A 25,559-nucleotide genomic window follows, 5' to 3' on the forward strand; every position below is an offset into this window, starting at 1 on the left:
CCGGCGTTGGCTGTTGGTTTGAAGAAGGGGCTGGTAAAATGTTCAACAAAATCCTGATTGCAAACCGGGGCGAGATCGCTTGCCGGGTCATGGAAACCGCTCAGAAGATGGGCGTGGCCTGTGTGGCTGTGTATTCGGATGCGGATGCCTCGGCCAAACATGTGCAGATGGCGGATGAGGCCGTGCATATCGGTGGCGCGGCCCCGGCTGAGAGTTACCTCAAGGGCGATGTGATTATTCGGGCGGCTTTGGACACCGGCGCGCAGGCGATCCATCCGGGCTATGGGTTTCTCTCGGAAAATCCCGATTTTGTGGATGCGGTTGAGGCTGCGGGGCTAACCTTCATCGGCCCCTCGGCGGACGCGATCCGCAAGATGGGTCTGAAAGACGCGGCCAAGGTGCTGATGGAGCAGGCGGGCGTGCCCGTTGTGCCCGGCTATCACGGTGACAATCAGGACCCCGAACATCTGTCCGGTGCGGCGGATGCCATTGGCTATCCGGTTCTGATCAAGGCCGTCGCCGGTGGTGGCGGCAAAGGGATGCGGCTGGTCGAACGGTCCGAGGACTTCGCGACCGCCCTGGACAGTGCACGCGGCGAGGCGCGGACCGCCTTTGGCAACGACGCAGTGCTGGTCGAGAAATTCGTGGCCAAGCCGCGCCATATCGAGGTTCAGGTGTTCGGCGATGGCACCCATGCGGTGCATCTGTTCGAACGCGACTGCTCGTTGCAGCGGCGGCATCAGAAGGTGATCGAAGAAGCTCCGGCCCCCGGCATGACACCCGAGATGCGCGAGGCGATGGGGCAGGCGGGCGTGCGGGCGGCTGAGGCGATTGGCTACATGGGCGCGGGCACGGTCGAATTCATCGTCGATGCCTCGGACGGGCTGCGCCCGGACCGCTTCTGGTTCATGGAGATGAACACGCGCCTGCAGGTCGAACATCCCGTGACCGAGGCGATCACCGGGGTCGATCTGGTCGAATGGCAGTTGCGGGTGGCGGCGGGGGAAAGTCTGCCGAAACGTCAGGGCGATCTGACGATTAATGGCCATGCGTTCGAGGCACGGCTTTATGCCGAGGACGTGCCCAAAGGCTTCCTGCCCGCAACGGGCCTGCTGACACATTTGCGCTTTCCGGCAGGATGCCGGGCCGATAGCGGCGTGCGGGCGGGGGATACTATCAGCCCGTGGTACGATCCGATGATCGCGAAGGTGATCGTGCACGGGCCAACGCGCGCCGTTGCGCTTGAGACTTTGCATCGGGCACTCGGGGAAACCGAAGTGGGCGGCACGGTGACGAACCTCGCTTTTCTCGGGGCTTTGACACGGCATGAGGGTTTTGGATCGGGCGACGTGGATACTGGTCTGATCGGCCGCGACCTCGACGCGCTTGTGCGCGAGGCCGAGGTTCCCGCGGTCAGTTTCGTGGCCGCCGCGATGCATGCGCTTGGGTTGGTGGACACGCGCGCCGAGACCGGGTTCACCCTGTGGGCGCCGCTGCACCGCGCGGTGCAGTTGGTGCATGGCGAAGATGTGGTCGATCTGGATGTGCAGGTCGAAGGGCCAAACCGGCAGCTTTGGCAGATCGGTGAAACGACGCTCGTGGCCGAGTGGCGCGACGGAGTTTGGCGCATCGATGGTCGGTGGATGCCGAATGTCGAGCGCTCCGGCTCCAGAATCACCGTGTTTCTGGATTTTGGGCAGGAGTTCGAGATCGTTGACCCTCTGGACCGCGATGCCACCGCGGCGGGGGATACCAATGTGATCGAGGCCCCGATGCCCGGTCTGGTCAAGGCGGTGTTTGCCACCGCGGGGCAGGCCGTGAAAGAGGGCGACCGGCTTGCCATTCTGGAGGCCATGAAGATGGAACATTCCCTGCTGGCCGCGCGCGACGGGGTAGTAGCCGAAGTGCTGGCACAGGACGGTGCGCAGGTCGAGGCCGGGGCGGCGCTGGTCCGGTTGGAAGAGGATTGACCTGGCCCGTGCATTGCGTGGCACAGTCGGGATATCCGTATTTGAAACGAGAAGAAGCCGGGAGGGGCGCGCTGATGAAAGAACGGGTCGAGATTTTCGAGGTCGGGCCGCGGGACGGATTGCAGAACGAACAGCGCGAGATCCCGGTGGCCGAGAAAGTGGCGCTGGTGGATTGCCTGAGCCGGGCCGGGTTCAACCGGATTGAGGTTGCCAGCTTCGTCTCGCCCAAATGGGTGCCGCAGATGGCGGGCAGTGCCGAGGTTCTGGCCGGGATCACACGGGCCGGGGGCGTCCGTTACGCGGCGCTGACACCCAACATGCGTGGATATGAGGACGCCTTGGCGGCGAGGGCGGATGAGATTGCGGTGTTTGCCTCAGCCTCCGAGGGGTTTTCGAAGGCAAACATCAACGCGACGATTGCCGAATCCATCGAACGGTTCGTGCCGATCCTTGAGGCGGCGCGGCATATCGATCTGCCGGTCCGGGGCTATGTCTCATGTGTGACCGATTGCCCCTATGACGGTCCGACCCCGCCCGAAAAGGTGGCCGAGGTGGCGGATGCTCTGTTTGCCCATGGCTGCTATGAGATATCGCTTGGCGATACGATTGGGCAGGGCACGCCGGACAAGATTGCCCATATGCTGCTGGCGGTGCGCGAACGGGTGCCGGTGACGCGGCTGGCCGGACATTTCCACGACACCAACGGGCGGGCGATTGACAACATAGATGCCTCACTGGCGCTGGGCGTGAGGGTGTTCGATACCGCCGTGGGTGGCTTGGGCGGATGCCCCTTTGCGCCCGGTGCTGCCGGGAATGTGGCCACCGAAGCGGTTGCCGCGCATCTGGAGCGGTTGGGGTATGAGACCGGTCTGGACGCCGAAGTGCTGGAAGAGGCCGCGCAGATGGCGCGGTTCATGAGGGGCTAATATGTTTGAGACGATCACTGTGGCAACGGACGCGCGGGGTGTCGCGAAGCTGACCCTGAACCGGGCCGAAAAGCATAATGCGATGTCGGCGCTGATGATTTCGGAACTGACGCAGGTGGCATCCGCGCTGGGGCAGGACGATGCGGTCCGGGTCGTTGTTTTGACCGGCGCAGGCAAGACCTTTTGTGCTGGCGGCGATCTGGGCTGGATGCGCGACCAGATGGCGGCAGATTCGGCCACCCGGTTTGCCGAGGCGCGCAAGCTGGCGGAAATGCTTCAGGCGCTGAACACGATGCCGAAACCGCTGATCGGGGCGTTGCAGGGGAACGCGTTTGGCGGCGGCGTTGGGATGGCCTCGGTCTGCGACACCGCCATTGGCGTGGAGACGCTGAAAATGGGCCTGACCGAGACGCGTCTTGGTCTGATTCCCGCGACCATCGGCCCCTATGTGACCGCAAGGATGGGTGAGGCCAAGGCCCGCCGCGTGTTCATGTCGGCGCGGCTGTTCGATGCGGCGGAAGCCGTCGATCTGGGTTTGCTGGCCAAGGCGGTGCCCGCAGACGGGCTACAGGATGCCGTGGAACACGAAATCCGCCCCTATCTGTCCTGTGCGCCGGGGGCTGTCGCCTCGGCCAAGGCGCTTGTGCAAAGCCTGGGCCCCCGGATTGACGACGACGTGATCGACCAGTCCATTCAGGCCTTGGTTGCACGTTGGGAAACCGATGAAGCGCGCGAAGGGATTGCCGCGTTCTTCGAAAAACGTAACCCCCGGTGGAACAACAAAGATTAACTTTGCCCGGATAACCCCGAACCGGGCGGACCGCAGATGATTCCCCCGTACCCTGTCAAGCCCAGGATTGATGCGGTGCGCGCTTGTGTTCGGTTGACCCTCTGACCCCGCGCGGATAGAGAATGGCCAGTCAACACGCCAATTGACCGCGCGCCTTTATATTGGGGGGCGCAGGAAAGGAGCTTTACGTGGAAGACCTGCTGCGGGAATACCTCCCGATTCTGGTGTTTCTGGCCGTGGCCGTCGGCCTTGGAATCGTCCTGATTCTGGCTGCTGTCGTTCTGGCTGTCCGCAATCCCGACCCCGAAAAGGTCAGCGCGTATGAATGCGGGTTCAATGCATTTGACGATGCGCGGATGAAATTCGACGTCCGCTTTTACCTCGTCTCGATCCTTTTCATCATTTTCGATCTCGAGATTGCCTTTCTGTTCCCCTGGGCCGTGGGCTTCCGCGACATCAGCGATGTGGGCTTCTGGTCGATGATGGTGTTCCTGGCGGTGCTGACCATCGGCTTTGCCTATGAATGGAAGAAAGGGGCCCTGGAATGGGAGTGATGACGGGTGCCAACACCGCCGGCGTCGACAAGGAAGTCGCCACCCAGGCCCTGAACGCCGAGTTGCAGGACAAAGGGTTCCTGCTGACCTCGACCGAAGACATCATCAACTGGGCACGCACCGGCTCGCTGCACTGGATGACCTTTGGTCTGGCCTGCTGCGCGGTTGAGATGATGCATACCTCGATGCCGCGCTATGATGCGGAACGGTTTGGCATCGCGCCGCGCGCCTCTCCGCGTCAGTCGGACGTGATGATCGTGGCCGGAACTCTGACCAACAAGATGGCCCCGGCGCTGCGCAAGGTTTACGACCAGATGCCCGAGCCGCGCTATGTGATCTCGATGGGCTCCTGTGCCAATGGGGGCGGGTACTATCACTACTCGTATTCAGTCGTGCGCGGCTGTGATCGGGTTGTTCCAGTGGATATCTACGTCCCGGGTTGCCCGCCGACGGCTGAGGCGCTGCTGTACGGTCTGATGCAGCTGCAACGCAAAATCCGCCGCACCGGCACAATCGTACGCTGAGGGAGAGGGCAGATGAGCGAAGCACTCAACGAACTCGGCGCGCAGCTTGAATTGAAACGGGCCGATTGTGTTCTGTCCTGGGATGTCACCCATGGCGAGTTGAACGTCGATGTGGCCCCGTCGAATCTTGTGGAATTCGTGGAATTCCTGCGATCCGACCAGAACTGCAAGTTCTCGACCCTCGTGGATATCACCGGCGTTGACTATCCCGAACGGGCCAAGCGGTTCGATGTGGTCTACCACTTCTTGTCGATGTACCAGAACCAGCGCATCCGCCTGCGGGTGTCGGTCCGGGAAGAGGATATGGTGCCCTCGATCACCGACGTGCACCCCTCGGCTAACTGGTTCGAGCGTGAGGTTTTCGACATGTTCGGCATCCTGTTCTCGGGCCACCCGGACTTGCGGCGCATTCTGACGGATTATGGCTTCCGCGGCTATCCGCTGCGCAAGGATTTTCCGACCACCGGCTATACCGAGGTGCGGTATGATGAGGCGCAAAAGCGCGTGGTCTATGAACCGGTGTCGCTGGTACAGGAATACCGCCAGTTCGACTTCATGTCCCCGTGGGAAGGTGCGAATTACATCCTGCCCGGGGATGAAAAGCAGGAGAACGAATAATGGGCGGCATCTGGTGGTTGATCCTGTCGGCACTGACCATCATCCCGATGGTGAAGATTCTGCCGTTTTTCGGAATCAACAAATACTGGTGCCTTCTCTGTCTGATCCCATTCGGCACAATCGCGTTGCTGTGGTGGGTCGGGTTGAAATTGCAGGAACTGGAGCGCCGCTGAGATGGTGACGATGCTGGGGGAACTGATCGCGCTGGGTGCGCTGGGGGTCCTGCTGGCAGGGGCCGCAGCCAAGGCGGCTGAGGCGGAAAAGGTCCGGGTACGGGCCGAAGCGAAGAAGAGACGAGGGCGGGTTAGGTGATCCCATTCTGGACTGAGATTTTTGAGTTTGCGACGGCGGTACTTGTTGCCCTGCTGGCATTCTCGCAAATTAAAAAAAACTCTCTTTACAGGTGTCTACTGATTTTTGATCAGTTTGATGGGGCGGGAATTCAAAGGCTTATGAAGGGAAAACGTCGAGTTTCTAATGTGAGATTCGGACGGGAGTACGGATGATGGACGGTTCAAGATATGATGACGGCAGCACGGACGCGCTGAGCGGAGAACAGAAGATCCGCAACTTCAACATCAACTTCGGCCCGCAACACCCTGCGGCGCACGGGGTTTTGCGCCTTGTGCTCGAGCTTGACGGCGAGATTGTCGAGCGGTGCGACCCCCATATAGGCCTGCTGCACCGTGGTACCGAAAAGCTGATGGAAAGCCGGACGTACCTGCAGAACCTGCCGTATTTCGACCGTCTGGATTACGTGGCGCCGATGAACCAGGAACATGCCTGGTGTCTGGCTATCGAAAAGCTGACCGGGGTAGAGGTGCCGCGCCGGGGCTCGCTGATCCGGGTTCTGTATTCCGAGATCGGGCGCATCCTGAACCACCTGCTGAACGTGACCACACAGGCGATGGACGTGGGCGCGCTGACGCCGCCTCTGTGGGGGTTTGAAGAGCGCGAAAAGCTGATGGTGTTCTATGAGCGTGCCTGTGGTGCCCGCCTGCACGCGGCTTATTTCCGCCCCGGTGGTGTGCATCAGGACCTGCCGCCAGAACTGCTGGACGATATCGAGGCGTGGAGCCACGAGTTCCCCTCGGTCATGGATGACATTGACGGGCTGCTGACCGAGAACCGCATCTTCAAGCAGCGCAACGCCGATATTGGCGTTGTGACCGAGGATGACATCCAGAAATACGGCTTCTCGGGCGTGATGGTGCGCGGATCGGGTCTGGCATGGGACCTGCGCCGCGCGCAGCCCTATGAATGCTATGACGAGTTCGAATTCCAGATCCCCGTCGGCAAGAACGGCGACTGCTACGACCGCTATCTGGTGCGCATGGAAGAGATGCGCCAGTCGCTGCTGATCATCCGTCAGGCCATCGCCAAAATCCGCGAATGCCCGGGCGACGTGCTGGCGCGCGGCAAGATCACCCCGCCGAAACGGTCGGACATGAAGACCTCGATGGAAAGCCTGATCCATCACTTCAAGCTGTATACCGAAGGCTTCCACGTTCCCGCAGGCGAGGTCTACGCCGCCGTTGAGGCCCCCAAGGGCGAGTTCGGCGTCTATCTGGTCGCCGACGGCACCAACAAACCCTACCGCGCCAAACTGCGCGCACCCGGGTATCTGCACCTGCAAGCCATGGATCACGTTGCCAGAGGCCACCAACTGGCCGACGTCGCCGCCATAATCGGCACCATGGACGTTGTGTTTGGGGAGATTGACCGTTGAGCGCCGTTGTAGCAGCTTGGGTCGCATCTGTTTGCGCTGTATTTGCGTTGCTGTTTTCCGGATACCAGACATTCATGCTTAGGCGTAGTTTGGCAGTACCGTTCGAGGCAAATTTGCAGGTCCGACAGATCGAAGCGTGCGCTGAAGTGGTGCGCGCTAGCTCTCGGTTCTCCATGAGGAAGGCTGTCTACGATATTCTTGCTAATGTTAGAGAAGCTGAGGCCGCAACGGCAACTGCGGACGATGGTGGGAAACCTCGCACTCAATACATCCAAGGGTCGCATTTCAGCGACACATTTGATGCAGGCTTCAAATCAGCGGCAGCGGAGGACATCTCATTGATGAAGGCGCTATCGGAACTAAAAATCTACTCGGGAACGCAAACAGAAAAAGCGCTCGAGGGCTTAGAGGCCGAAATCCAATCACTGGCTCAAATGATGTTTGCGGGTCGTTCCAGCGGAGATGAAGTATCACGACAATTCTCTAAGCTCGACGAGCAATTGTTGCGTGTGCGGACGCTCTGCAAAGACGTTATGTTGGGCAAAACAAAGGTGCTCTCATAATGCTCCGCCGTCTTCACCCCGAACAACCCGAAAGCTTCGCCTTCACCGCTGCCAACCGGCAATGGGCCGAAGCGCAGATGACCAAGTACCCCGAAGGCCGTCAGGCCAGCGCAGTGATCCCTCTGCTGTGGCGTGCGCAGGAGCAGGAGGGCTGGCTGAGCCGTCCGGCGATTGAATCCGTCGCCGACATGCTGGGCATGGCTTATATCCGCGTGCTCGAGGTGGCGTCGTTCTACTTCATGTTCCAACTGCAACCGGTTGGCTCTGCGGCGCATATTCAGGTGTGTGGCACGACCTCATGCATGATCTGCGGGGCCGAGGATCTGATCGCGGTCTGCAAGGACAAGATTGCCGCCAAGCCGCATGAACTGTCCGCCGATGGCAAGCTGAGCTGGGAAGAGGTCGAATGCCTCGGCTCCTGCACCAACGCGCCGATGGCGCAGATCGGCAAGGATTATTATGAGGATTTGACGGCGGAAAGCCTCGGCAGGATCATCGATGATTTGGTGGCCGGAAAGGTGCCGGTGCCCGGTCCGCAGAACGGGCGTTATGCGGCGGAACCGCTGAAAGGGCTCAGCAGCCTGACGGAGTATGAGGCCGGGAAACCCAAGTACAACGCGAGCGTCGAACTGGCGACCGATCTGGGCGATACGGTCAAGCGCATCGACGGGACCGAGGTGCCGATCCTGACCCCGTGGCTGGGCAAGGATGGCAAGGCGACCGCGACCAAGGCGGCTCCGAAACCGCCGAAAGCGCCCGCGCCTGCTAAGCCTGCGGTCAAGCAGGCGGCTGAGGCGAAGGAAGCGCAACCCGAAACGCTGACTGCGGCGCGGGACGGCAAGGCGGATGATCTGAAGATGCTGAAAGGCGTCGGGCCGAAGCTGGAGCAGACGCTGAACGAACTTGGGTTCTACCACTTCGACCAGATCGCGAAATGGACCCCGGAACAGGTGGCCTGGGTCGATGCGCGGCTGAAGTTCAAAGGCCGGATCGAACGCGATGGCTGGATCGAACAGGCGGCCAAGCTGGCAGCGGGCGAAGAGACCGAGTTTGCAAAACGTGCCAAGGAAGACGGCACTTACGAGGATTAAGACAGGTGCCCAGCGGGGCATCGGGATGAGATGGACAAGGACAAGGAACTGGCCATAGCCCGCAAGGGCCGACATATCGGCATCGTCATCGCCGTGACGATGCTGCTTTGGCTTGCCATGTCTTTTATCGGCCCGCAGCTGGGGCTGCCGGGCCGCTATGCTCTGCTTTTTGATTTTGCCGCTTTGGCAGGATTCATTTATGCGGGCGTCAACATTTTTCAACTCTGGCGCATGCGTCAGGATAGCTGAAGGTAACACGGGATGCTCAAGGATCAGGACCGGATCTTTACCAACATCTACGGGATGCACGAGCGGACGCTGAAAGGCGCGCAGGCTCGGGGGCATTGGGATGGCACCGCTAGCCTGATCGAAAAGGGGCGCGACTGGATCATCCAGACGATGAAGGATTCGGGCCTGCGTGGCCGCGGCGGTGCGGGTTTCCCAACCGGTTTGAAATGGTCTTTCATGCCCAAGGAAAGCGACGGGCGCCCGGCCTATCTGGTGGTAAACGCGGATGAATCCGAACCCGGCACCTGTAAAGACCGCGAGATCATGCGCCATGATCCGCATACGCTGATCGAGGGCTGCCTGATCGCGTCTTTCGCGATGAATGCACATACCTGCTACATCTACCTGCGCGGCGAATATATCCGCGAGCGTGAAGCGCTGCAGGCCGCGATTGATGAGGCCTATGACGCCGGTCTGTTGGGCAAAAACGCGGCTGGATCGGGCTGGGATTTCGATCTGTTCCTGCATCACGGGGCCGGGGCCTATATCTGCGGTGAGGAAACGGCGCTGCTGGAAAGCCTTGAAGGCAAGAAGGGCATGCCGCGTATGAAACCTCCGTTCCCGGCGGGCGCGGGTCTCTATGGCTGCCCGACCACGGTGAACAACGTGGAATCCATTGCCGTTGTGCCGACCATCCTGCGGCGCGGGGCCGACTGGTTCGCAGGCTTTGGCCGTCAGAACAACGCGGGCACCAAGCTGTTTGCGATTTCCGGCCATGTGAACAACCCCTGTGTGGTCGAAGAGGCGATGTCGATCCCGTTCGAGCAACTGATCGAAACCCATTGCGGCGGTATTCGCGGCGGCTGGGACAATCTGCTGGCGGTGATTCCCGGTGGCTCTTCGGTGCCGTGCGTGCGCGGGGAAGACATGCGCGACGCGATCATGGATTTCGACCACCTGCGCAACGATCTGGGTTCGGGTCTTGGGACGGCGGCGGTGATCGTGATGGACAAATCCACCGATATCATCAAGGCGATCTGGCGTTTGTCCAAGTTCTACAAGCACGAAAGCTGCGGTCAGTGCACGCCCTGCCGCGAAGGCACCGGCTGGATGATGCGTGTGATGGACCGTCTGGTGCGGGGCGAGGCCGAGTTGGAAGAGATCGACATGCTGTTCGATGTGACCAAACAGGTCGAAGGCCACACGATCTGCGCGCTCGGCGATGCGGCGGCCTGGCCGATCCAGGGCCTGATCCGCAACTTCCGCGAAGAGATCGAAGATCGCATCAAGGCGCAGAAATCGGGCCGAACAGGCGCAATGGCAGCGGAGTAAGAGCTATGGAAGCACTGATCGAATATTCCCACGCAATCGCTTCGGTTGTGATTTTCACTCTGATTATTCTGCTGTTGGCCCCGTTTTCGGCACTGGCGAAGCAGGGCAAAGGGTTGGCTCCGGGTGCGACGCCGGAACAGGACTATGGCGATCAGGCCTATCGCCTGAACCGCGCCTACCTGAACGGAACCGAAACACTGCCTGCTTATCTGGCGGTGGTGATGGCGGCGATTGTGATGGGGGCGAGCCCGTTCTGGGTCAACCTGCTGGCCTCGGTCGCGTTGCTGGCGCGCTTGGCAATGCTGGTGATCCACATCCGTGGGATCGGAAAGCCGCATAGCGGATTGCGCTCGGTCCTCTATGTGGTGGCTTGGGCCTGCATGTTTGTGATGGGGCTTATGGCGTTGGTGGCGGCGTTTTGATGATTGGAAACGGAACATACCTCCTGCGCGCCAGAAAACCCGTCGCCGCGGTTCTGGTTTTGTCGCTGGTGACCGCCTGCGGCCTGATCAAACCGTCGGAAGACCGGATTTTGTTTGATGGCAAGTCCTTTCGGGCCAAGGCCAAGGTCGTGGACAAGAAAACGTCACCGACCGACTTTACCGTGGTCGTCAATGGCGTCTCGGCCTCACTCGATGGCGCGCGCGAGGCTGGCCGTTATGAGGGGACAAAATTCTGCATCCAGAATTTCGGATCGTCCCGCATCGCCTGGAAAGTCGGGCCGGATACCGAGCCTCAGAATCTTCAGATCAGCGATAACAAACTGACATTTGCGGGAACCTGCCAAAGACCATGAGCCGCGCAGTTGCATATCATGACATTCCCGGGCGGTTGCTATCGCATAGCAAACCGTCTGGCCTTTGTTTTGGGATATCCAAAACGAAAGGAACAGTCATGTCTGTTGCAAAAACGCTTGTTCTGGCCACGTTGATGACCGTGCCTGCCGCCGCGCAGGCCAAGCCCCCCTTGAGGGATGTCAAAGAGATCGACAACGAACTCTACTACATCGCCATCGCAAATGAGATTTCCGAAGTGTGCCCGTCGATCAGCGGGCGTCGGTTGAAGGCGATCAGCGTGATGTGGGGTCTGCGGTCCAAAGCGAACAATCTGGGTTATTCGGACAGCGAAATCCGAAACTACGTCGAGTCGGACGCCGAAAAAGACCGGATGCGCACCAAGGGTGAGGCGTATCTGGCGCAGAACGGCGTGTCCTACGACAACCCGGAAACCTTCTGCACGCTGGGGCGGAAGGAAATCGAAAGAAACAGCGCCATTGGCGTGTATTTGAGGGCGAACTAGGCGATGTCTGACCTCCGCAAGATCAATATCGACGGGCAGGAAATCGAAGTCGATGGCGCGATGACCCTGATCCAGGCTTGTGAGCAAGCCGGGGTCGAGGTACCGCGCTTCTGCTATCACGAGCGTCTGTCGATTGCGGGCAACTGCCGGATGTGCCTGGTCGAGGTTGTGGGCGGCCCGCCCAAGCCTGCTGCGTCCTGTGCGATGCAGGTCCGCGATCTGCGCCCCGGCCCGGAAGGGCAGGCTCCGCAGGTCAAGACCAACTCGCCCATGGTCAAGAAAGCCCGCGAAGGGGTGATGGAGTTTCTGCTGATCAACCACCCGCTGGATTGCCCGATCTGTGACCAAGGCGGTGAGTGTGACCTGCAGGATCAGGCGATGGCCTATGGTGTCTCTGGCTCGCGCTTCAAGGAAGCCAAGCGGGCGGTCGATGATCTTGATCTGGGGCCGCTGGTCGGCACCGCAATGACCCGCTGCATCAGCTGCACCCGTTGCGTGCGGTTCACAACCGAGGTCGCCGGGATCACACAGATGGGCCAGACCGGGCGAGGGGAAGATGCCGAGATCACTTCGTACCTGAACGAGACGCTGAATTCCAACCTGCAGGGCAATATCATTGATCTGTGCCCCGTTGGGGCGCTGACCTCGAAGCCTTATGCTTTTACCGCGCGCCCGTGGGAACTGACCAAGACCGAGAGTATCGACGTGATGGATGCCTTGGGCTCGAACATTCGCGTGGACACCAAGGGCCGCGAGGTGATGCGTTTCCTGCCACGCAACCATGATGGCGTGAACGAGGAATGGATCAGCGACAAAACCCGTTTTGTGTGGGACGGCCTGCGCCGTCAGCGACTGGACCGGCCTTATGTGCGCGAAAACGGCAAGCTGCGCCCGGCCACCTGGCCCGAGGCGTTGGGCAAAGCCGCCGAGGCGCTGAAAGGCGCCGAGAAACCCGCCGGGATCGTGGGCGATCTGGCCTCGGTCGAGGCTGCCTTTGCGCTGAAGCAGATGATCGAAGGGCAGGGCGGCGTCGTCGAATGCCGCACCGATGGGGCCAAGCTGCCTGCGGGCAACCGGGCGGCTTATGCCGGGACGGCTGCCATCGAAGACATCGAAACCGCCGAGCGTATCCTGCTGATCGGCACCAACCCGCGCGACGAAGCGCCGGTTCTGAACGCGCGTATCCGCAAGGCGTGGATACATGGGGCCGAGGTCGCTCTGGTCGGGCCTGCGGTCGATCTGACCTATACCTATCATCACGTGGGCGATGACCGCGCGGCGCTGAAACAGGTTGTCGACATGGGCGGCGATGATGAGATCAAGGGCAAACGCTCGCTGGTCATCGTCGGTCAGGGCGCCTTGCAAGAGGCGGACGGGGCTGCCGTTCTGGCCGCCGCGCAGACCGTTGCCGCCAATACCGAAAGCGGCCTGATCGTCCTGCATACAGCCGCCGCGCGTGTCGGTGCGATGGATGTGGATGCCACCAACGAAGGCGGCATGGACGCGGTTTCGGCGGCGGACGTCATCTACAACCTCGGCGCGGATGAGGTCGAGATCGGCGAAGGCGCGTTTGTGATCTATCAGGGCAGCCACGGTGACCGGGGCGCGCACCGCGCCGACGTGATCCTGCCGGGCGCGGCGTACACCGAAGAAAACGGCCTGTTCGTGAACACCGAAGGCCGTCCGCAACTGGCGATGCGCGCCGGTTTCGCGCCGGGTGAGGCCAAGGAAAACTGGGCCATCCTGCGCGCCCTGTCGGCGGAACTGGGCGCAACGCTGCCTTACGACTCGCTGGCGCAATTGCGCACCGCGCTGATCGAGGCGGTACCGCATCTGGCCCGGATCGATGAGGTGATCGAGAATGAGGTTCAGCCACTCGAGGCCGGAGCTTTGGGCGACGCCACCTTCCGCAATGCGGTCAGGGATTTCTACCTGACCAACCCGATTGCCCGCGCCTCGCAACTGATGGCCGAGCTGTCGGCGCAGGCCAAAGCGCTGAACGCAGACAGGATCGCCGCAGAATGATCCGCCCCACAGACATATCCAAGACGACCCACGGTGTGAGGACCAATGGCTGAATTCTTTAACACCCCAGGCGGCATCGCCATCATCATCCTGGCGCAAGTGCTTGCAGTGGTTGCGTTTGTGATGATCTCGCTGTTGTTCCTTGTCTACGGCGACCGCAAGATCTGGGCTGCCGTCCAGATGCGCCGTGGTCCCAACGTGGTGGGCGTTTACGGCCTGCTGCAATCGGTGGCGGATGCGCTGAAATACGTGGTCAAAGAGGTCGTGATCCCTGCGGGTGCCGACCGTACCGTCTTTATGCTGGCACCGCTGACCAGTTTCGTTCTGGCGATGATCGCCTGGGCGGTGATCCCGTTCAACGACGGCTGGGTTCTGTCCGATATCAACGTCGCGATCCTGTATGTCTTCGCCGTATCCTCGCTGGAAGTTTATGGCGTGATTATGGGCGGTTGGGCGTCGAACTCAAAGTATCCTTTCCTGGGCTCTTTGCGTTCGGCGGCGCAGATGATTTCTTACGAGGTCTCGATCGGCCTGATCATCATCGGCGTGATAATCTCGACGGGATCGATGAACTTCGGCGACATCGTGCGGGCGCAGGATGGCTCGTTCGGGTTCTTTAGCTGGTACTGGCTGCCGCATTTCCCGATGGTCTTCCTGTTCTTCATCTCGGCACTGGCCGAAACCAACCGCCCCCCGTTCGACCTTCCGGAAGCGGAATCGGAACTGGTCGCAGGCTATCAGGTCGAATATTCGGCCACGCCCTTCCTGCTGTTCATGGCCGGCGAATACATCGCCATATTCCTGATGTGCGCCCTGACCTCGCTGCTGTTCTTCGGCGGCTGGCTGTCGCCGATCCCGGGCCTGCCGGACGGCGTGCTGTGGATGGTCGCCAAGATGGCGTTCTTCTTCTTCCTCTTCGCGATGGTCAAGGCAATCACCCCGCGCTACCGCTATGACCAGCTGATGCGGCTGGGCTGGAAAGTCTTCCTGCCGTTCTCGCTGGCCTGGGTGGTGTTCGTGGCCTTCGCGGCGAAATTCGACTGGTTCTGGGGCGCGTTCGCCCGTTGGAGCGTAGGAGGCTGATATGACCCAAATCGACTATACCCGCGCTGCCAAATACTTCCTTCTGCAGGACTTCTGGGTCGGCATGAAGCTGGGGTTGAAGTACTTCTTCGCCCCCAAGGCCACGGTGAACTATCCGCACGAAAAGGGCCCTTTGTCGCCACGGTTCCGGGGTGAACACGCTCTGCGTCGTTACTCGAATGGCGAGGAACGCTGCATCGCCTGCAAACTGTGCGAGGCGATTTGCCCGGCCCAAGCCATCACTATCGACGCCGAACCGCGTGAAGACGGCAGCCGCCGCACCACGCGCTACGACATCGACATGACCAAATGCATCTATTGTGGCTTCTGTCAGGAGGCCTGCCCGGTCGATGCCATCGTCGAAGGCCCGAACTTCGAATTCGCGACCGAAACCCGGGAAGAGCTGTTCTACGACAAGGAAAAACTGCTCGACAACGGTGAACGCTGGGAAGCCGAGATTGCTCGCAATCTGGAAATGGACGCACCGTACAGATGACTGACAGCCCGACAAATCCGTTCGAGCTGATGATGAAGCAGGCTCAGGACATGGCCAAGGCGATGAACCCGGCGATGGAGAACTTCTCGCCCAAGGGGTTCGAGGCGCTGTGGCCAACCATGCCGAAAGAGGTCATGGAGATGATGTTCGGCAACACCGTCAACAAGGACGGGCTGGATGCCAAGACCCGCCTGCTGCTGACGCTGGCCGGGCTGACCTGCCAAGGGGCGCAGGCGGATTCGGCGGTGCGCCAGACCGTGCGCCACGCGCTGGAAGCGGGCGCAAAGAAACAAGAGATCGTGGAAACGATCGGTCAGATGTCGGTCTTTGCCGGCATCCCGGCCATGACCCGCGCGCTGGATCTGGCGCAAGAGGTCATGGGCGATAACGAGGATGAGGATCAATGACCGTCTTTGCCTTCTATCTGTTTGCCATCAGCGCCATCACCGGCGGGCTGTTCACGGTGATCAGCCGCCAGCCGGTGCACTCGGTGCTGTGGCTGATCCTGTCCTTCCTGTCCTCGGCGGGGCTGTTCGTGTTGCTGGGGGCCGAGTTCGTGGCGATGCTGCTGATCATCGTCTATGTGGGCGCGGTCGCGGTTCTGTTCCTGTTCGTGGTGATGATGCTGGACGTGGACTTTGCCGAGCTCAAGGCTGAGATGGCGCGCTATATGCCGCTGGCCCTGCTGATCGGTCTGATCATCCTGATGCAGTTCGTCATGGCCTTCGGCGCCTGGGACAGCGCGCAGGGTGCTGCGGCCAATCTGGCCCAGCCGGTCCCGGCAGACCGCCACAACACTGAGGCGCTGGGCGTCATCCTTTACGATCAATACTTCCTTCTGTTCCAACTCGCGGGCCTGATCCTGCTGGTGGCCATGATCGGCGCTATCGTTCTGACCCTGCGCCACCGTCAGGACATCAAGCGTCAGGACATTGTCGGCCAGATGATGCGCGACCCGGCCAAGGCGATGGAGTTGAAGGACGTAAAACCGGGGCAGGGGTTGTGAGGTTTTCCAAGCTCATAGTCTTGGCTTCGTTAGCCATGGGCGTTTCGTTTGACGCGAGAGAGGCTTTTGCCTGCTCCATAGAAGAGCCGAGCAATGCCCAGAAACGGAAAGATAACCGCCAAGCGCGGGTTTCAAGCGAACCTGTTGTTATTGGTCAACGCTGCGAAATGTCGAATGTTGGAATACGGGACCGCTTAAAAACTGGGGCGGCAATGGCTCTTGGCGGTTCTCGTTTTTATCAAGTGATTGACCATGGCAAAGGCCAAGTCATCGACGTGATCGTCGGAGACTGCGCTTCACGTGAAGTAATGCGCGTTTTCAGTTTTGAAGAATGGTCAATCGAAAAGTTGGACTCGGCGTGCAACCTTGTTGGACGGGAACCCGTTTCGTTTTTAGAGCCCAATAGTCCGTTTTCACTCACAGAAGGCTCGACTCTTGCCGAGTTAAGAACCCATCTGTCGGCGTATTCAGATCAGGTCACCATCGACGAAGACCTAGAGCCACTGTTGTTGGATGACCTCGGCAAAAAAGTACCCAAAAAGGATCGTTTTGACCCTCTTTGCGGCTGCAAACTCTACTACCCCGACTCGCCAGGAGCGAAGCTATGATCGGACTTGAACACTATCTTACGGTCGCGGCGACGCTGTTCGTCATCGGCATCTTCGGTCTCTTCCTGAACCGCAAGAACGTCATCATCCTGCTGATGAGCATCGAACTGATGCTGCTGGCGGTGAATATCAACCTCGTGGCGTTTTCCAGCTTCCTCGGCGATCTGGTCGGGCAAGTGTTTACGCTGTTCGTGCTGACCGTGGCGGCGGCCGAGGCGGCGATCGGGTTGGCCATTCTGGTCTGCTTCTTCCGCAACCGTGGCACCATCGCGGTTGAAGACGTCAATATGATGAAGGGGTAAGGGACTATGGAAACAACCATCCTCTTTGCCCCGCTGGTGGGCGCGCTGATCTGCGGCTTTGGCTGGCGATTCATTGGCGAGAAAGCCGCCATGTGGACCGCCACGGGCCTGCTGTTTCTGGCCTGTCTGCTGTCGTGGATCGTGTTCTTCACCTTCGACGGGGTGACGCAACAGATCGAGGTCATGCGCTGGATCGAAAGCGGCTCGCTGTCGACAAGCTGGGCGGTGCGTCTGGACCGGCTGACCGCGATCATGCTGATCGTGGTGACGACCGTCTCGGCGCTCGTGCACCTCTATTCCTTCGGCTACATGGATCACGACCCGCAGTGGCGCGAAGGCGAGAGCTATAAGCCGCGTTTCTTTGCCTATTTGTCCTTCTTCACCTTCGCCATGCTGATGCTGGTGACGGCGGATAACCTTGTGCAAATGTTCTTCGGATGGGAGGGCGTGGGCGTCGCCTCGTACCTGCTGATCGGATTCTATTACCGCAAACCCTCGGCCAATGCGGCGGCGATGAAGGCATTCATCGTGAACCGCGTGGGTGACTTCGGCTTTGCGCTTGGGATTTTCGCGCTGTTCTTCCTGACCGACAGCATCAACTTCTCGGACATCTTCGCCTCGGCCTCGACGCTTTCGGAAACGCAGTTGCATTTCCTGTGGGGTGAATGGACCGCCATCGAAGTCATCTGCGTACTGCTGTTCATCGGCGCGATGGGCAAATCGGCGCAATTGATCCTGCACACGTGGTTGCCCGACGCGATGGAGGGCCCGACGCCTGTGTCCGCCCTGATCCACGCCGCGACCATGGTGACCGCGGGTGTGTTCCTTGTCTGCCGCATGTCGCCGCTGATGGAGTTCGCGCCGGGCGCGACCGGGTTCATCACGTTCCTCGGGGCCTCGACCGCGTTCTTTGCCGCGACCGTGGGGCTGGTGCAGACCGACATCAAGCGCGTCATCGCCTATTCGACCTGTTCGCAGCTGGGCTACATGTTCGTAGCCGCTGGCGTCGGCATGTACTCGGCAGCGATGTTCCACCTGCTGACACACGCGTTCTTTAAGGCGCTGCTGTTCCTTGGCGCCGGTTCGGTGATCCACGCGATGCATCATGAGCAGGAGATGACCGAGTATGGCGGTCTGCGGAAGAAGATCCCCTATACCTTCTGGGCGATGATGATCGGTACGCTGGCCATTACAGGCGTCGGTATCCCGCTGACCCAGATTGGCTTCGCCGGGTTCCTGTCCAAGGATGCGATCATCGAAAGCGCCTTTGCCGGTGGCACTGGCTATGCGTTCTCGATGCTGGTGATCGCGGCGGCGTTTACCTCGTTCTACAGCTGGCGGCTGATCTTCCTGACCTTCTATGGGGAAGAGCGGGGCGACAAGCATACTCATGACCACGCCCATGAAAGCCCGATCTCCATGCTGATCCCGCTGGGTGTCCTGTCTCTGGGCGCGGTGTTTGCCGGGATGATCTGGTACAGCAACTTCTTCGGTCACGCGGATAAGGTCGGCAAGTTCTACGGCATTCCGGTTGCGGAAGCGTCGGAACATGCCGAGGCCGGAGACCACGCCGCCGACACATCGCATGGCGATGACAGCCACGCTGACGACAGCCATGACGAAGCCCACGCGGATGACGGTCATGGTGAGAAAGACGCCCATGGCGGCGATCATCACTATGCCTTTGTCGGCGAACCGGGCGAGGGCGCGATCTATATGGGCCCGGACAACCATGTGCTGGACGACGCGCATGCGGCTCCGAAATGGGTCAAGGTCTCGCCCTTTGTTGCGATGCTGCTCGGGTTTGTGGTGGCCTATTGGTTCTACATCGTGAACACCTCTCTGCCCGCGCGGCTGGCGCAGAACCAGCGTCCGCTCTACCTGTTCCTGCTGAACAAATGGTATTTTGACGAGATCTATGACGCGATCTTCGTCAAGCCCACCGTGGCGCTTGGCCGGTTCCTGTGGAAGCGCGGCGATGGCAATACCATCGACGGCTTCCTGAACGGGGTTGCGATGGGCGTTGTTCCCTTCTTCACCCGCCTCGCAGGCAAGGCGCAGACCGGGTACATCTTTACTTACGCCTTCTGGATGGTCTTGGGGCTAGCCGCCCTTGTCACCTGGATGTCGATCGGCGGAGGCGCGCACTAATGGACAATATCCTATCTATTGTCACCTTCATCCCCGCTATCGCAGCAGGCATTCTGGCCCTGTTCCTGCATGGCGACGATGCCGCTGCGCAGCGCAATGCCAAGTGGATTGCCCTGCTGGCAACGACTGTGACTTTCTTTGTCTCGATCGGCATCTACACGGGCTTTGATCCCTCGAACACCGGCTTCCAGATGGTGGAGGAAGGCGAGTGGCTGCTGGGCCTTAAATACAAAATGGGCGTTGACGGCATCAGCGTTCTGTTCGTGCTGCTGACGACCTTCATCATGCCGCTGACCATTCTGGCCAGTTGGCAGGTGACGGACCGCGTCAAGGAATACATGGTGGCCTTCCTGCTGCTGGAAACGCTGATGCTGGGCGTGTTCATGGCGCTGGATCTGGTGCTGTTCTACTTGTTCTTCGAGGCAGGCCTGATCCCGATGTTCCTGATCATCGGCATCTGGGGCGGCAAGGACCGTATCTACGCGAGCTTCAAGTTCTTCCTCTATACCTTCCTCGGCTCGGTGCTGATGCTGGTGGCGATGGTCGCGATGTATGCGGATGCGGGCACCACGGATATCGAGGCGCTGATGCTGCATCACTTCTCGTCCGAAGGGTTCAGCGTGCTGGGCATCTATATCGTCGGCGGCATGCAGACGCTGATGTTCCTGGCGTTCTTCGCGTCCTTCGCGGTGAAGATGCCGATGTGGCCGGTGCATACCTGGTTGCCGGATGCGCACGTGCAGGCCCCGACGGCGGGCTCGGTCGTGCTGGCGGCGATCCTGTTGAAGATGGGCGGTTACGGCTTCCTGCGGTTCAGCTTGCCGATGTTCCCTGTGGGCTCGGCTGTGATGACCGATCTGGTGCTGTGGATGTCGGCGATTGCGGTTGTCTACACCTCGCTGGTGGCGCTGGTGCAGGAGGATATGAAAAAGCTGATCGCCTATTCCTCGGTCGCGCATATGGGCTTTGTGACCATGGGCATCTTCGCGGCGAACCAGCAGGGCATCGACGGCGCGATATTCCAGATGCTCAGCCACGGGTTCATCTCGGCGGCGCTCTTCCTGTGTGTCGGCGTGATCTACGACCGGATGCACACCCGCGATATCGAAGCGTATGGTGGTCTGGTGATCCGCATGCCCGCTTATGCGCTGGTCTTCATGCTGTTCACCATGGCCAATGTGGGCCTGCCGGGCACATCCGGGTTCATCGGCGAATTCCTGACCCTGATGGGTGCCTTCCAGGTCAACACCTGGGTGACGGCGGTGGCCGCGACAGGCGTGATCTTCTCGGCGGCTTATGCGCTGTGGCTGTACCGCCGCGTGGTGTTTGGCGATCTGATCAAGGAAAGCCTGAAGGCGATGACCGACATGAGCTCGCGCGAGCGACTGATCTTCGCCCCGCTGATCATCATGACCATCCTGTTGGGGGTCTATCCGTCGCTGGTGACGGATGTGATCGGCAATTCGACCGCCGCGCTGATTTCGAACTATGACACGGCTCTGGCCGCGGCTGAGGCTGCGACCCAGACGGCCGCCTCGCATTAAGGGAGCTTTGGAGGCATGATCCAGGCTGATCTCACAATAATCCTGCCGGAAATCGTTCTGGCCGTGTATGCGATGGCCGCTCTGATCGGGGCTGTCTATACCACCAAGGACGCGCTTGCGCCGGTTCTGGTCTGGACCACGGCGGGGCTGATGGCGCTGCTGTCGTTCTGGATCGCCACCAACGGCGGCGGGACCAACGTGGCCTTCAACGGGATGTTCGTAGATGACGGGTTCTCGCGTTTTGCCAAGGTTGCGATCCTGCTGTCTGCCGCGGCGGTTCTGGTGATGAGCCAGGATTACATGGCGCGCCGCGATCTGCTGCGGTTCGAGTATCCGCTGCTGGTGGCTCTGGCGGCTGTGGGCATGATGATGATGGTCAGTGCGGGCGATCTGATGTCGCTTTATATGGGGCTGGAACTGCAGTCGCTCTCGCTCTACGTCGTCGCTGCGCTGCGCCGCGACAGCGCAAAATCGACCGAGGCCGGTCTGAAATACTTCGTGCTGGGCGCGCTGAGTTCGGGCCTGCTGCTGTATGGTGCCTCGCTGGTCTATGGCTTTACCGGCACCACGCTGTTCTCGGGCATCATCGCGACGGTTCATCACGGAGACGTCTCTCTCGGCCTGCTGTTCGGCCTGATCTTCCTGATCTCGGGTCTGGCCTTCAAAGTTTCCGCCGTGCCCTTCCACATGTGGACCCCGGACGTGTACGAGGGATCGCCCACCCCGATCACCGCCTTCTTTGCCACCGCGCCGAAAGTTGCCGCGATGGCACTGTTCGCGCGCCTGATGCATGACGCGTTTGGCGGCATCATCCAGGATTGGCAGCAGGTGATCGTTCTGCTTTCGGTTCTGTCGATGCTGCTGGGGGCCGTGGCCGCGATTGGTCAGCGCGACATCAAACGGCTGATGGCGTTCTCGTCGATTGCCCATATGGGCTACGCGCTGATCGGCCTTGCCGCCGGGACCGAGATGGGCGTCAAGGCGATGCTGATGTATCTGGCGATCTACGTGACGATGAATATCGGCACCTTCGCCTTCATCCTGATGATGGAACGTGACGGCAAGCCCGTCACCGATATCGATGCGCTGCGGCAGTATTCGAAACGCGATCCGGGCAAGGCGCTGGCGGTACTGATCCTGATGTTCAGCCTTGCAGGCGTGCCGCCGATGCTGGGCTTCTTCGCCAAGTTCGGCGTCTGGCAAGCGGGTGTCAGCGCGGACCTGACCGGGTTGGTGATCGTCTCGGCCATCGCCTCGGTCATCGGTGCCTTCTACTATCTGCGGATCGTGTTCTACATGTATTTCGGCGAGGAAAACGAGGACCCGATCGAAACTTATTCGACCCCGGTTCTGTGGGTCGCCCTGATGGGATCGGCCGCGCTTATGCTGATCGGTGTTTTCTATCAGTTCGGCGTCGAAGGTGCGGCGGCAGCAGCGGCGGCTACACTTGTCAACTGATGTCCTGAAACGTCAAACGCAGGGGGCTCGGTCTTTGGACCGGGCCTTTTTGACATGAGCGAATGGCCCCAAGGCTACGGCCTGCATGTGCTGCAAGAGGTTGATAGCACCCTGAACGAAGCCGCGCGCCTTGCGCCCACGGCCCAGGGACCGGTCTGGATCATGGCGCATCACCAGACCGCCGCGCGCGGACGGCGCGGGCGGGCGTGGGCGAACCCCAAGGGCAACCTTGCCGCGACTCTGCTGATGCGCCCCACCGGCGAACCCGAGCAGGCCGCGCTGCGCAGTTTCGTGGCGGCCTTGGCGCTGTTCGATGCGTGTGTGGCCGTGACCGGGCGTGCGGCGGGCCTGTCGCTGAAATGGCCCAATGACGTGTTGCTGAACGGCGGCAAGCTGGCTGGTATCCTGCTGGAAAGCACCGGGCAGGGGCGGGGTGTGACGCATCTGTCCATCGGCATCGGCGTGAACCTATCCGAAGCGCCCCGAGCCGACATGCTCGAACCCGGTGCCGTCCGCCCGGTGTCGCTGCTGTCCGAGACCGGCGCGCATGCGAGCGCCGAGGATTTTCTGACCGAACTCGCCGCCGCCTATGCCGACTACGAGACGCAATTCACCACCTACGGGTTCGAACCGATCCGCACCGCGTGGCTGGCGCGCGCCGCCCGGTTGGGCGAGGTGATCACCGCCCGGACCGCAGCGTCAGAAACCGTCGGCACCTTTGAAACGGTGGACGCCGGGGGCAACCTTGTCCTAAACACCGCAAAAGGCCGCGTCAGCATACCGGCGGCGGATGTGTTTTTCTGAAGGGGGCTCAGATGCTTCTGGCCATCGACTGCGGCAATACAAATACGGTTTTCTCGATCTGGGACGGTGAGAGGTTCCTGTGCACGCTGCGCACCTCGACCCACCACTCGCGTACGGCGGATGCCTACTTCACGTGGTATTCGACGCTGGTGAAACACTATGGGATCGAAGCGGACATCACCGATGTCATCATCTCGTCCACCGTGCCCCGGGTTGTGTTCAATCTGCGGATCTTTGCGGATCGGTTCTTTGGCTGCAGACCGCTGGTCGTGGGCAAGCCCGATTGCCTGCTGCCGGTCCCGCCTCGGGTTGATGAGGGCACGGTCCCCGGACCGGATCGACTGGCCAATGCAGTCGCCGCGTTCGACCGCCACGGCGGGAATTCGGTTGTCGTGGACTTTGGAACCGCAACGAATTTCGACGTTGTTGCAGCGGACGGGGCCTATGTCGGCGGCATCATCGCGCCAGGGGTGAACCTGAGCCTGGAAGCACTGCATCAGGGCGCAGCGGCGCTGCCGCATATCGACATCACCCGGCCCGAAAAAGTGATTGGTACAAATACGGTTGGCTGTATCCAATCCGGCGTGTATTGGGGATATTCCGGTCTGATCGAAGGGCTGATTGCCCGCATCAAGGCCGAATTCGGGATGCCGATGAAAGTCGTTGGAACCGGCGGGCTCGCCCCGCTGTTCGATCAGGCCGACGTTGGGTTCGACGTTATCGAAGATGATCTGACGATGCATGGCCTGACCGTGATCCATCGTTACAATAAGGAAAATGGCTCAACATGAGCAGTGAACGACTGATCTACCTGCCGCTGGGCGGAGCGGGCGAAATTGGCATGAACGCCTATGTCTATGGCTATGGCAAGCCGGGGCAGGAACGGCTGATCCTTGTGGACCTGGGCGTGACCTTCCCCGACATGGACACAACGCCGGGGGTGGACCTGATCCACGCCGATATCGCGTGGCTGCAGGAACGCGCCGACCGGCTCGAGGCTGTTTTTGTCACCCACGCGCACGAAGACCACGTGGGTGCCGTGGCCCATTGCTATGACGCGCTCGGCGCGCCGGTTTATGCCCGCGCCTTCACCGCCAACATCGCGCGCCGCAAGATGGAAGAACACGGCCACCCCGAAGACGCCGTGCGTACGGTTTCGGGCTGGCCCGAGCAGGTCTCGGTGGGGCCCTTCACCGCCGGGTTCCTGCCGGTTTCGCATTCGATCCCCGAAAGCGCGGCGCTGGTTATTGACACTCCGGCAGGGCGGATCGTGCATTCAGGGGACTTCAAGCTGGACGTAAACCCCGTAGTGGGTGAGCCGTTCGACCCCGATCTGTGGGCCGAGGTCGCCAAGAGTGGCGTCAAAGCGCTGGTCTGTGACAGCACAAATGTGTTCTCGCCGCATGAAGGACGCTCGGAATCCGAGGTCGGCCCCGAGATTACCAAACTGGTCGAAGGTGCCGAGGGGATGGTGGTGGCGACCACATTTGCCTCGAACGTGGCGCGGGTAAAAACACTGGCCGAGGCAGGCCAGCGGGCCGGGCGGTCCGTCGTTCTGCTGGGCCGCGCGATGCGCCGGATGATCGAGGCCGCGACGGAAACCGGCATCCTGTCGGACTTTCCCAAGGTGATCAGCGCGGAAGAGGCGGTAGACCTGCCACGCCAGAACCTGATGCTGATCGTCACCGGTAGCCAGGGCGAACGCCGCGCCGCCAGCGCGCAGCTGGCACGCGGCAAGTATCGCGGGATCGAGTTGAAAGAGGGCGACCTGTTCCTGTTTTCCTCAAAAACCATCCCCGGCAACGAACGCGGCGTGATCTTCATCATCAACCAGCTCAGCGAAAAGGGTGTGGATGTCGTGGATGACAGCTCGGGGCTGTATCACGTCTCGGGCCACGCCAACCGGCCCGATCTGGAAAAGGTACATGCGCTGGTCGATCCGCAAATGGTCATCCCAATGCACGGCGAACACCGTCATCTGCGCGAACACGCCAAACTGGCCGAGGCCGGCGGCCGCACCGGCATTCTGGCAGTGAACGGCACCATGCTGGACCTGACCGGGAACGCGCCGCGGGTTGTGGATTACGTCGAAACGGGCCGGACTTATCTGGATGGCACCGTCAAAGTGGGGGCGCTGGATGGCATAGTTCGGGATCGTATCCGCATGGCGCTGAACGGCCACGTCACGGTAACGGTCATTCTGGATGATGAGGATGAGCCGCTGGGCGAGCCCTGGTGCGATACGATGGGTCTGCCGGAAACCGGCACCTCCCGCGCCGCGCTGGTTGAGGTGCTGGAAGAGGATCTGAACCAATTCCTGATGCGGGCCGATGCCAAAACCCTGCGCGATGACGACAAGCTGGAAGAGGCGATGCGCCGGATCGTGCGCCAGACTGCCAAGACCGAGATTGGCAAAAAACCCGAAGTCACCGTGGTGATCAGCCGGATGAGGTGACCA

At 60.7% G+C, this 25,559-nt stretch carries 28 protein-coding genes; all 28 read left to right on the forward strand.

The window, feature by feature from the left end:
- Positions 1-38 precede the first annotated feature (38 nt).
- The 28 genes from ACR0EZ_RS11500 to ACR0EZ_RS11635 all read left to right on the forward strand — a co-directional run bounded on the left by ACR0EZ_RS11500 (position 39) and on the right by ACR0EZ_RS11635 (position 25,556).
- A complete protein-coding gene (locus ACR0EZ_RS11500) occupies positions 39-1,970 on the forward strand; it encodes an acetyl/propionyl/methylcrotonyl-CoA carboxylase subunit alpha (protein WP_480613129.1) in 1,932 nt (643 codons plus the stop codon).
- Positions 1,971-2,044: 74 nt separating this feature from the next.
- Positions 2,045-2,896 carry a hydroxymethylglutaryl-CoA lyase gene (locus tag ACR0EZ_RS11505; RefSeq protein ID WP_480613131.1) on the forward strand — a complete coding sequence of 284 codons (852 nt, stop codon included), beginning with the start codon at positions 2,045-2,047 and terminating at the stop codon, positions 2,894-2,896.
- A gap of 1 nt (position 2,897) precedes the next feature.
- Positions 2,898-3,686: a crotonase/enoyl-CoA hydratase family protein gene (locus ACR0EZ_RS11510; RefSeq protein WP_480613133.1), complete on the forward strand. Its 789-nt coding sequence runs from the start codon at positions 2,898-2,900 to the stop codon at positions 3,684-3,686.
- Positions 3,687-3,874: 188 nt separating this feature from the next.
- Entirely contained in the window at positions 3,875-4,240 is a 366-nt protein-coding gene (locus ACR0EZ_RS11515; RefSeq protein ID WP_209504455.1) for an NADH-quinone oxidoreductase subunit A, read from the forward strand.
- The gene (locus ACR0EZ_RS11520; RefSeq protein ID WP_010442777.1) at positions 4,231-4,764 is read left to right on the forward strand and encodes a NuoB/complex I 20 kDa subunit family protein; all 534 of its coding nucleotides are present in this window, start codon (positions 4,231-4,233) and stop codon (positions 4,762-4,764) included. The genes ACR0EZ_RS11515 and ACR0EZ_RS11520 overlap by 10 nt, the downstream gene beginning before the upstream one ends.
- Before the next feature lie 12 nt (positions 4,765-4,776).
- Positions 4,777-5,382, forward strand: a complete 606-nt coding sequence (locus tag ACR0EZ_RS11525) for an NADH-quinone oxidoreductase subunit C (RefSeq protein ID WP_480613135.1) — start codon at positions 4,777-4,779, stop codon at positions 5,380-5,382.
- On the forward strand, positions 5,382-5,555 hold the full coding sequence (locus ACR0EZ_RS11530) for a hypothetical protein (RefSeq protein WP_170433422.1): 174 nt from the start codon (positions 5,382-5,384) through the stop codon (positions 5,553-5,555). Before ACR0EZ_RS11525 ends, ACR0EZ_RS11530 begins: the two co-directional genes overlap by 1 nt.
- Before the next feature lie 332 nt (positions 5,556-5,887).
- Complete coding sequence (locus ACR0EZ_RS11535) at positions 5,888-7,111, forward strand: NADH-quinone oxidoreductase subunit D (protein ID WP_480613137.1); 1,224 nt, start codon at positions 5,888-5,890, stop codon at positions 7,109-7,111.
- A complete protein-coding gene (locus tag ACR0EZ_RS11540; RefSeq protein WP_480613139.1) occupies positions 7,108-7,674 on the forward strand; it encodes a hypothetical protein in 567 nt (188 codons plus the stop codon). The genes ACR0EZ_RS11535 and ACR0EZ_RS11540 overlap by 4 nt, the downstream gene beginning before the upstream one ends.
- Positions 7,674-8,765 (forward strand): NADH-quinone oxidoreductase subunit NuoE, encoded by a 1,092-nt coding sequence (gene nuoE / locus ACR0EZ_RS11545; protein ID WP_480613141.1) that lies wholly within the window; start codon positions 7,674-7,676, stop codon positions 8,763-8,765. The genes ACR0EZ_RS11540 and nuoE overlap by 1 nt, the downstream gene beginning before the upstream one ends.
- A 30-nt stretch (positions 8,766-8,795) precedes the next feature.
- Complete coding sequence (locus ACR0EZ_RS11550) at positions 8,796-9,014, forward strand: DUF5337 domain-containing protein (protein WP_480613143.1); 219 nt, start codon at positions 8,796-8,798, stop codon at positions 9,012-9,014.
- 12 nt (positions 9,015-9,026) lie between these two features.
- Positions 9,027-10,325: an NADH-quinone oxidoreductase subunit NuoF gene (gene nuoF, locus ACR0EZ_RS11555; RefSeq protein WP_480613145.1), complete on the forward strand. Its 1,299-nt coding sequence runs from the start codon at positions 9,027-9,029 to the stop codon at positions 10,323-10,325.
- 5 nt (positions 10,326-10,330) lie between these two features.
- The gene (locus tag ACR0EZ_RS11560; protein WP_480613147.1) at positions 10,331-10,747 is read left to right on the forward strand and encodes an MAPEG family protein; all 417 of its coding nucleotides are present in this window, start codon (positions 10,331-10,333) and stop codon (positions 10,745-10,747) included.
- The gene (locus ACR0EZ_RS11565) at positions 10,747-11,121 is read left to right on the forward strand and encodes a hypothetical protein (RefSeq protein WP_480613149.1); all 375 of its coding nucleotides are present in this window, start codon (positions 10,747-10,749) and stop codon (positions 11,119-11,121) included. Before ACR0EZ_RS11560 ends, ACR0EZ_RS11565 begins: the two co-directional genes overlap by 1 nt.
- A 98-nt stretch (positions 11,122-11,219) precedes the next feature.
- Positions 11,220-11,624, forward strand: a complete 405-nt coding sequence (locus ACR0EZ_RS11570; protein WP_480613151.1) for a DUF5333 domain-containing protein — start codon at positions 11,220-11,222, stop codon at positions 11,622-11,624.
- Between the two features lie 3 nt (positions 11,625-11,627).
- Positions 11,628-13,649: an NADH-quinone oxidoreductase subunit NuoG gene (nuoG, locus tag ACR0EZ_RS11575; RefSeq protein WP_480613153.1), complete on the forward strand. Its 2,022-nt coding sequence runs from the start codon at positions 11,628-11,630 to the stop codon at positions 13,647-13,649.
- A 45-nt stretch (positions 13,650-13,694) separates the two neighbouring features.
- Positions 13,695-14,732, forward strand: coding sequence for an NADH-quinone oxidoreductase subunit NuoH (gene nuoH / locus ACR0EZ_RS11580; RefSeq protein ID WP_480613155.1), 1,038 nt, complete (start codon positions 13,695-13,697; stop codon positions 14,730-14,732).
- Between the two features lies 1 nt (position 14,733).
- Positions 14,734-15,228, forward strand: a complete 495-nt coding sequence (gene nuoI, locus ACR0EZ_RS11585) for an NADH-quinone oxidoreductase subunit NuoI (protein ID WP_480613157.1) — start codon at positions 14,734-14,736, stop codon at positions 15,226-15,228.
- Positions 15,225-15,635 carry a carboxymuconolactone decarboxylase family protein gene (locus ACR0EZ_RS11590; RefSeq protein WP_170545589.1) on the forward strand — a complete coding sequence of 137 codons (411 nt, stop codon included), beginning with the start codon at positions 15,225-15,227 and terminating at the stop codon, positions 15,633-15,635. Before nuoI ends, ACR0EZ_RS11590 begins: the two co-directional genes overlap by 4 nt.
- Positions 15,632-16,234 carry an NADH-quinone oxidoreductase subunit J gene (locus ACR0EZ_RS11595; RefSeq protein WP_480613159.1) on the forward strand — a complete coding sequence of 201 codons (603 nt, stop codon included), beginning with the start codon at positions 15,632-15,634 and terminating at the stop codon, positions 16,232-16,234. Before ACR0EZ_RS11590 ends, ACR0EZ_RS11595 begins: the two co-directional genes overlap by 4 nt.
- Before the next feature lie 35 nt (positions 16,235-16,269).
- Positions 16,270-16,842, forward strand: coding sequence for a hypothetical protein (locus ACR0EZ_RS11600; RefSeq protein ID WP_480613161.1), 573 nt, complete (start codon positions 16,270-16,272; stop codon positions 16,840-16,842).
- Positions 16,839-17,144 (forward strand): NADH-quinone oxidoreductase subunit NuoK, encoded by a 306-nt coding sequence (nuoK, locus tag ACR0EZ_RS11605; RefSeq protein ID WP_005984024.1) that lies wholly within the window; start codon positions 16,839-16,841, stop codon positions 17,142-17,144. Before ACR0EZ_RS11600 ends, nuoK begins: the two co-directional genes overlap by 4 nt.
- Before the next feature lie 6 nt (positions 17,145-17,150).
- On the forward strand, positions 17,151-19,295 hold the full coding sequence (gene nuoL, locus ACR0EZ_RS11610) for an NADH-quinone oxidoreductase subunit L (RefSeq protein WP_480613163.1): 2,145 nt from the start codon (positions 17,151-17,153) through the stop codon (positions 19,293-19,295).
- On the forward strand, positions 19,295-20,839 hold the full coding sequence (locus ACR0EZ_RS11615; protein WP_480613165.1) for an NADH-quinone oxidoreductase subunit M: 1,545 nt from the start codon (positions 19,295-19,297) through the stop codon (positions 20,837-20,839). The genes nuoL and ACR0EZ_RS11615 overlap by 1 nt, the downstream gene beginning before the upstream one ends.
- 15 nt (positions 20,840-20,854) lie before the next feature.
- A complete protein-coding gene (gene nuoN / locus ACR0EZ_RS11620; protein ID WP_480613167.1) occupies positions 20,855-22,297 on the forward strand; it encodes an NADH-quinone oxidoreductase subunit NuoN in 1,443 nt (480 codons plus the stop codon).
- A gap of 54 nt (positions 22,298-22,351) precedes the next feature.
- The gene (locus ACR0EZ_RS11625; protein ID WP_480613169.1) at positions 22,352-23,101 is read left to right on the forward strand and encodes a biotin--[acetyl-CoA-carboxylase] ligase; all 750 of its coding nucleotides are present in this window, start codon (positions 22,352-22,354) and stop codon (positions 23,099-23,101) included.
- 11 nt (positions 23,102-23,112) lie between these two features.
- Complete coding sequence (locus tag ACR0EZ_RS11630) at positions 23,113-23,892, forward strand: type III pantothenate kinase (RefSeq protein WP_480613171.1); 780 nt, start codon at positions 23,113-23,115, stop codon at positions 23,890-23,892.
- Positions 23,889-25,556 (forward strand): ribonuclease J, encoded by a 1,668-nt coding sequence (locus ACR0EZ_RS11635; RefSeq protein WP_480613173.1) that lies wholly within the window; start codon positions 23,889-23,891, stop codon positions 25,554-25,556. The genes ACR0EZ_RS11630 and ACR0EZ_RS11635 overlap by 4 nt, the downstream gene beginning before the upstream one ends.
- Positions 25,557-25,559 lie beyond the last annotated feature (3 nt).

Source organism: Ruegeria sp. AK4 (assembly GCF_056541025.1).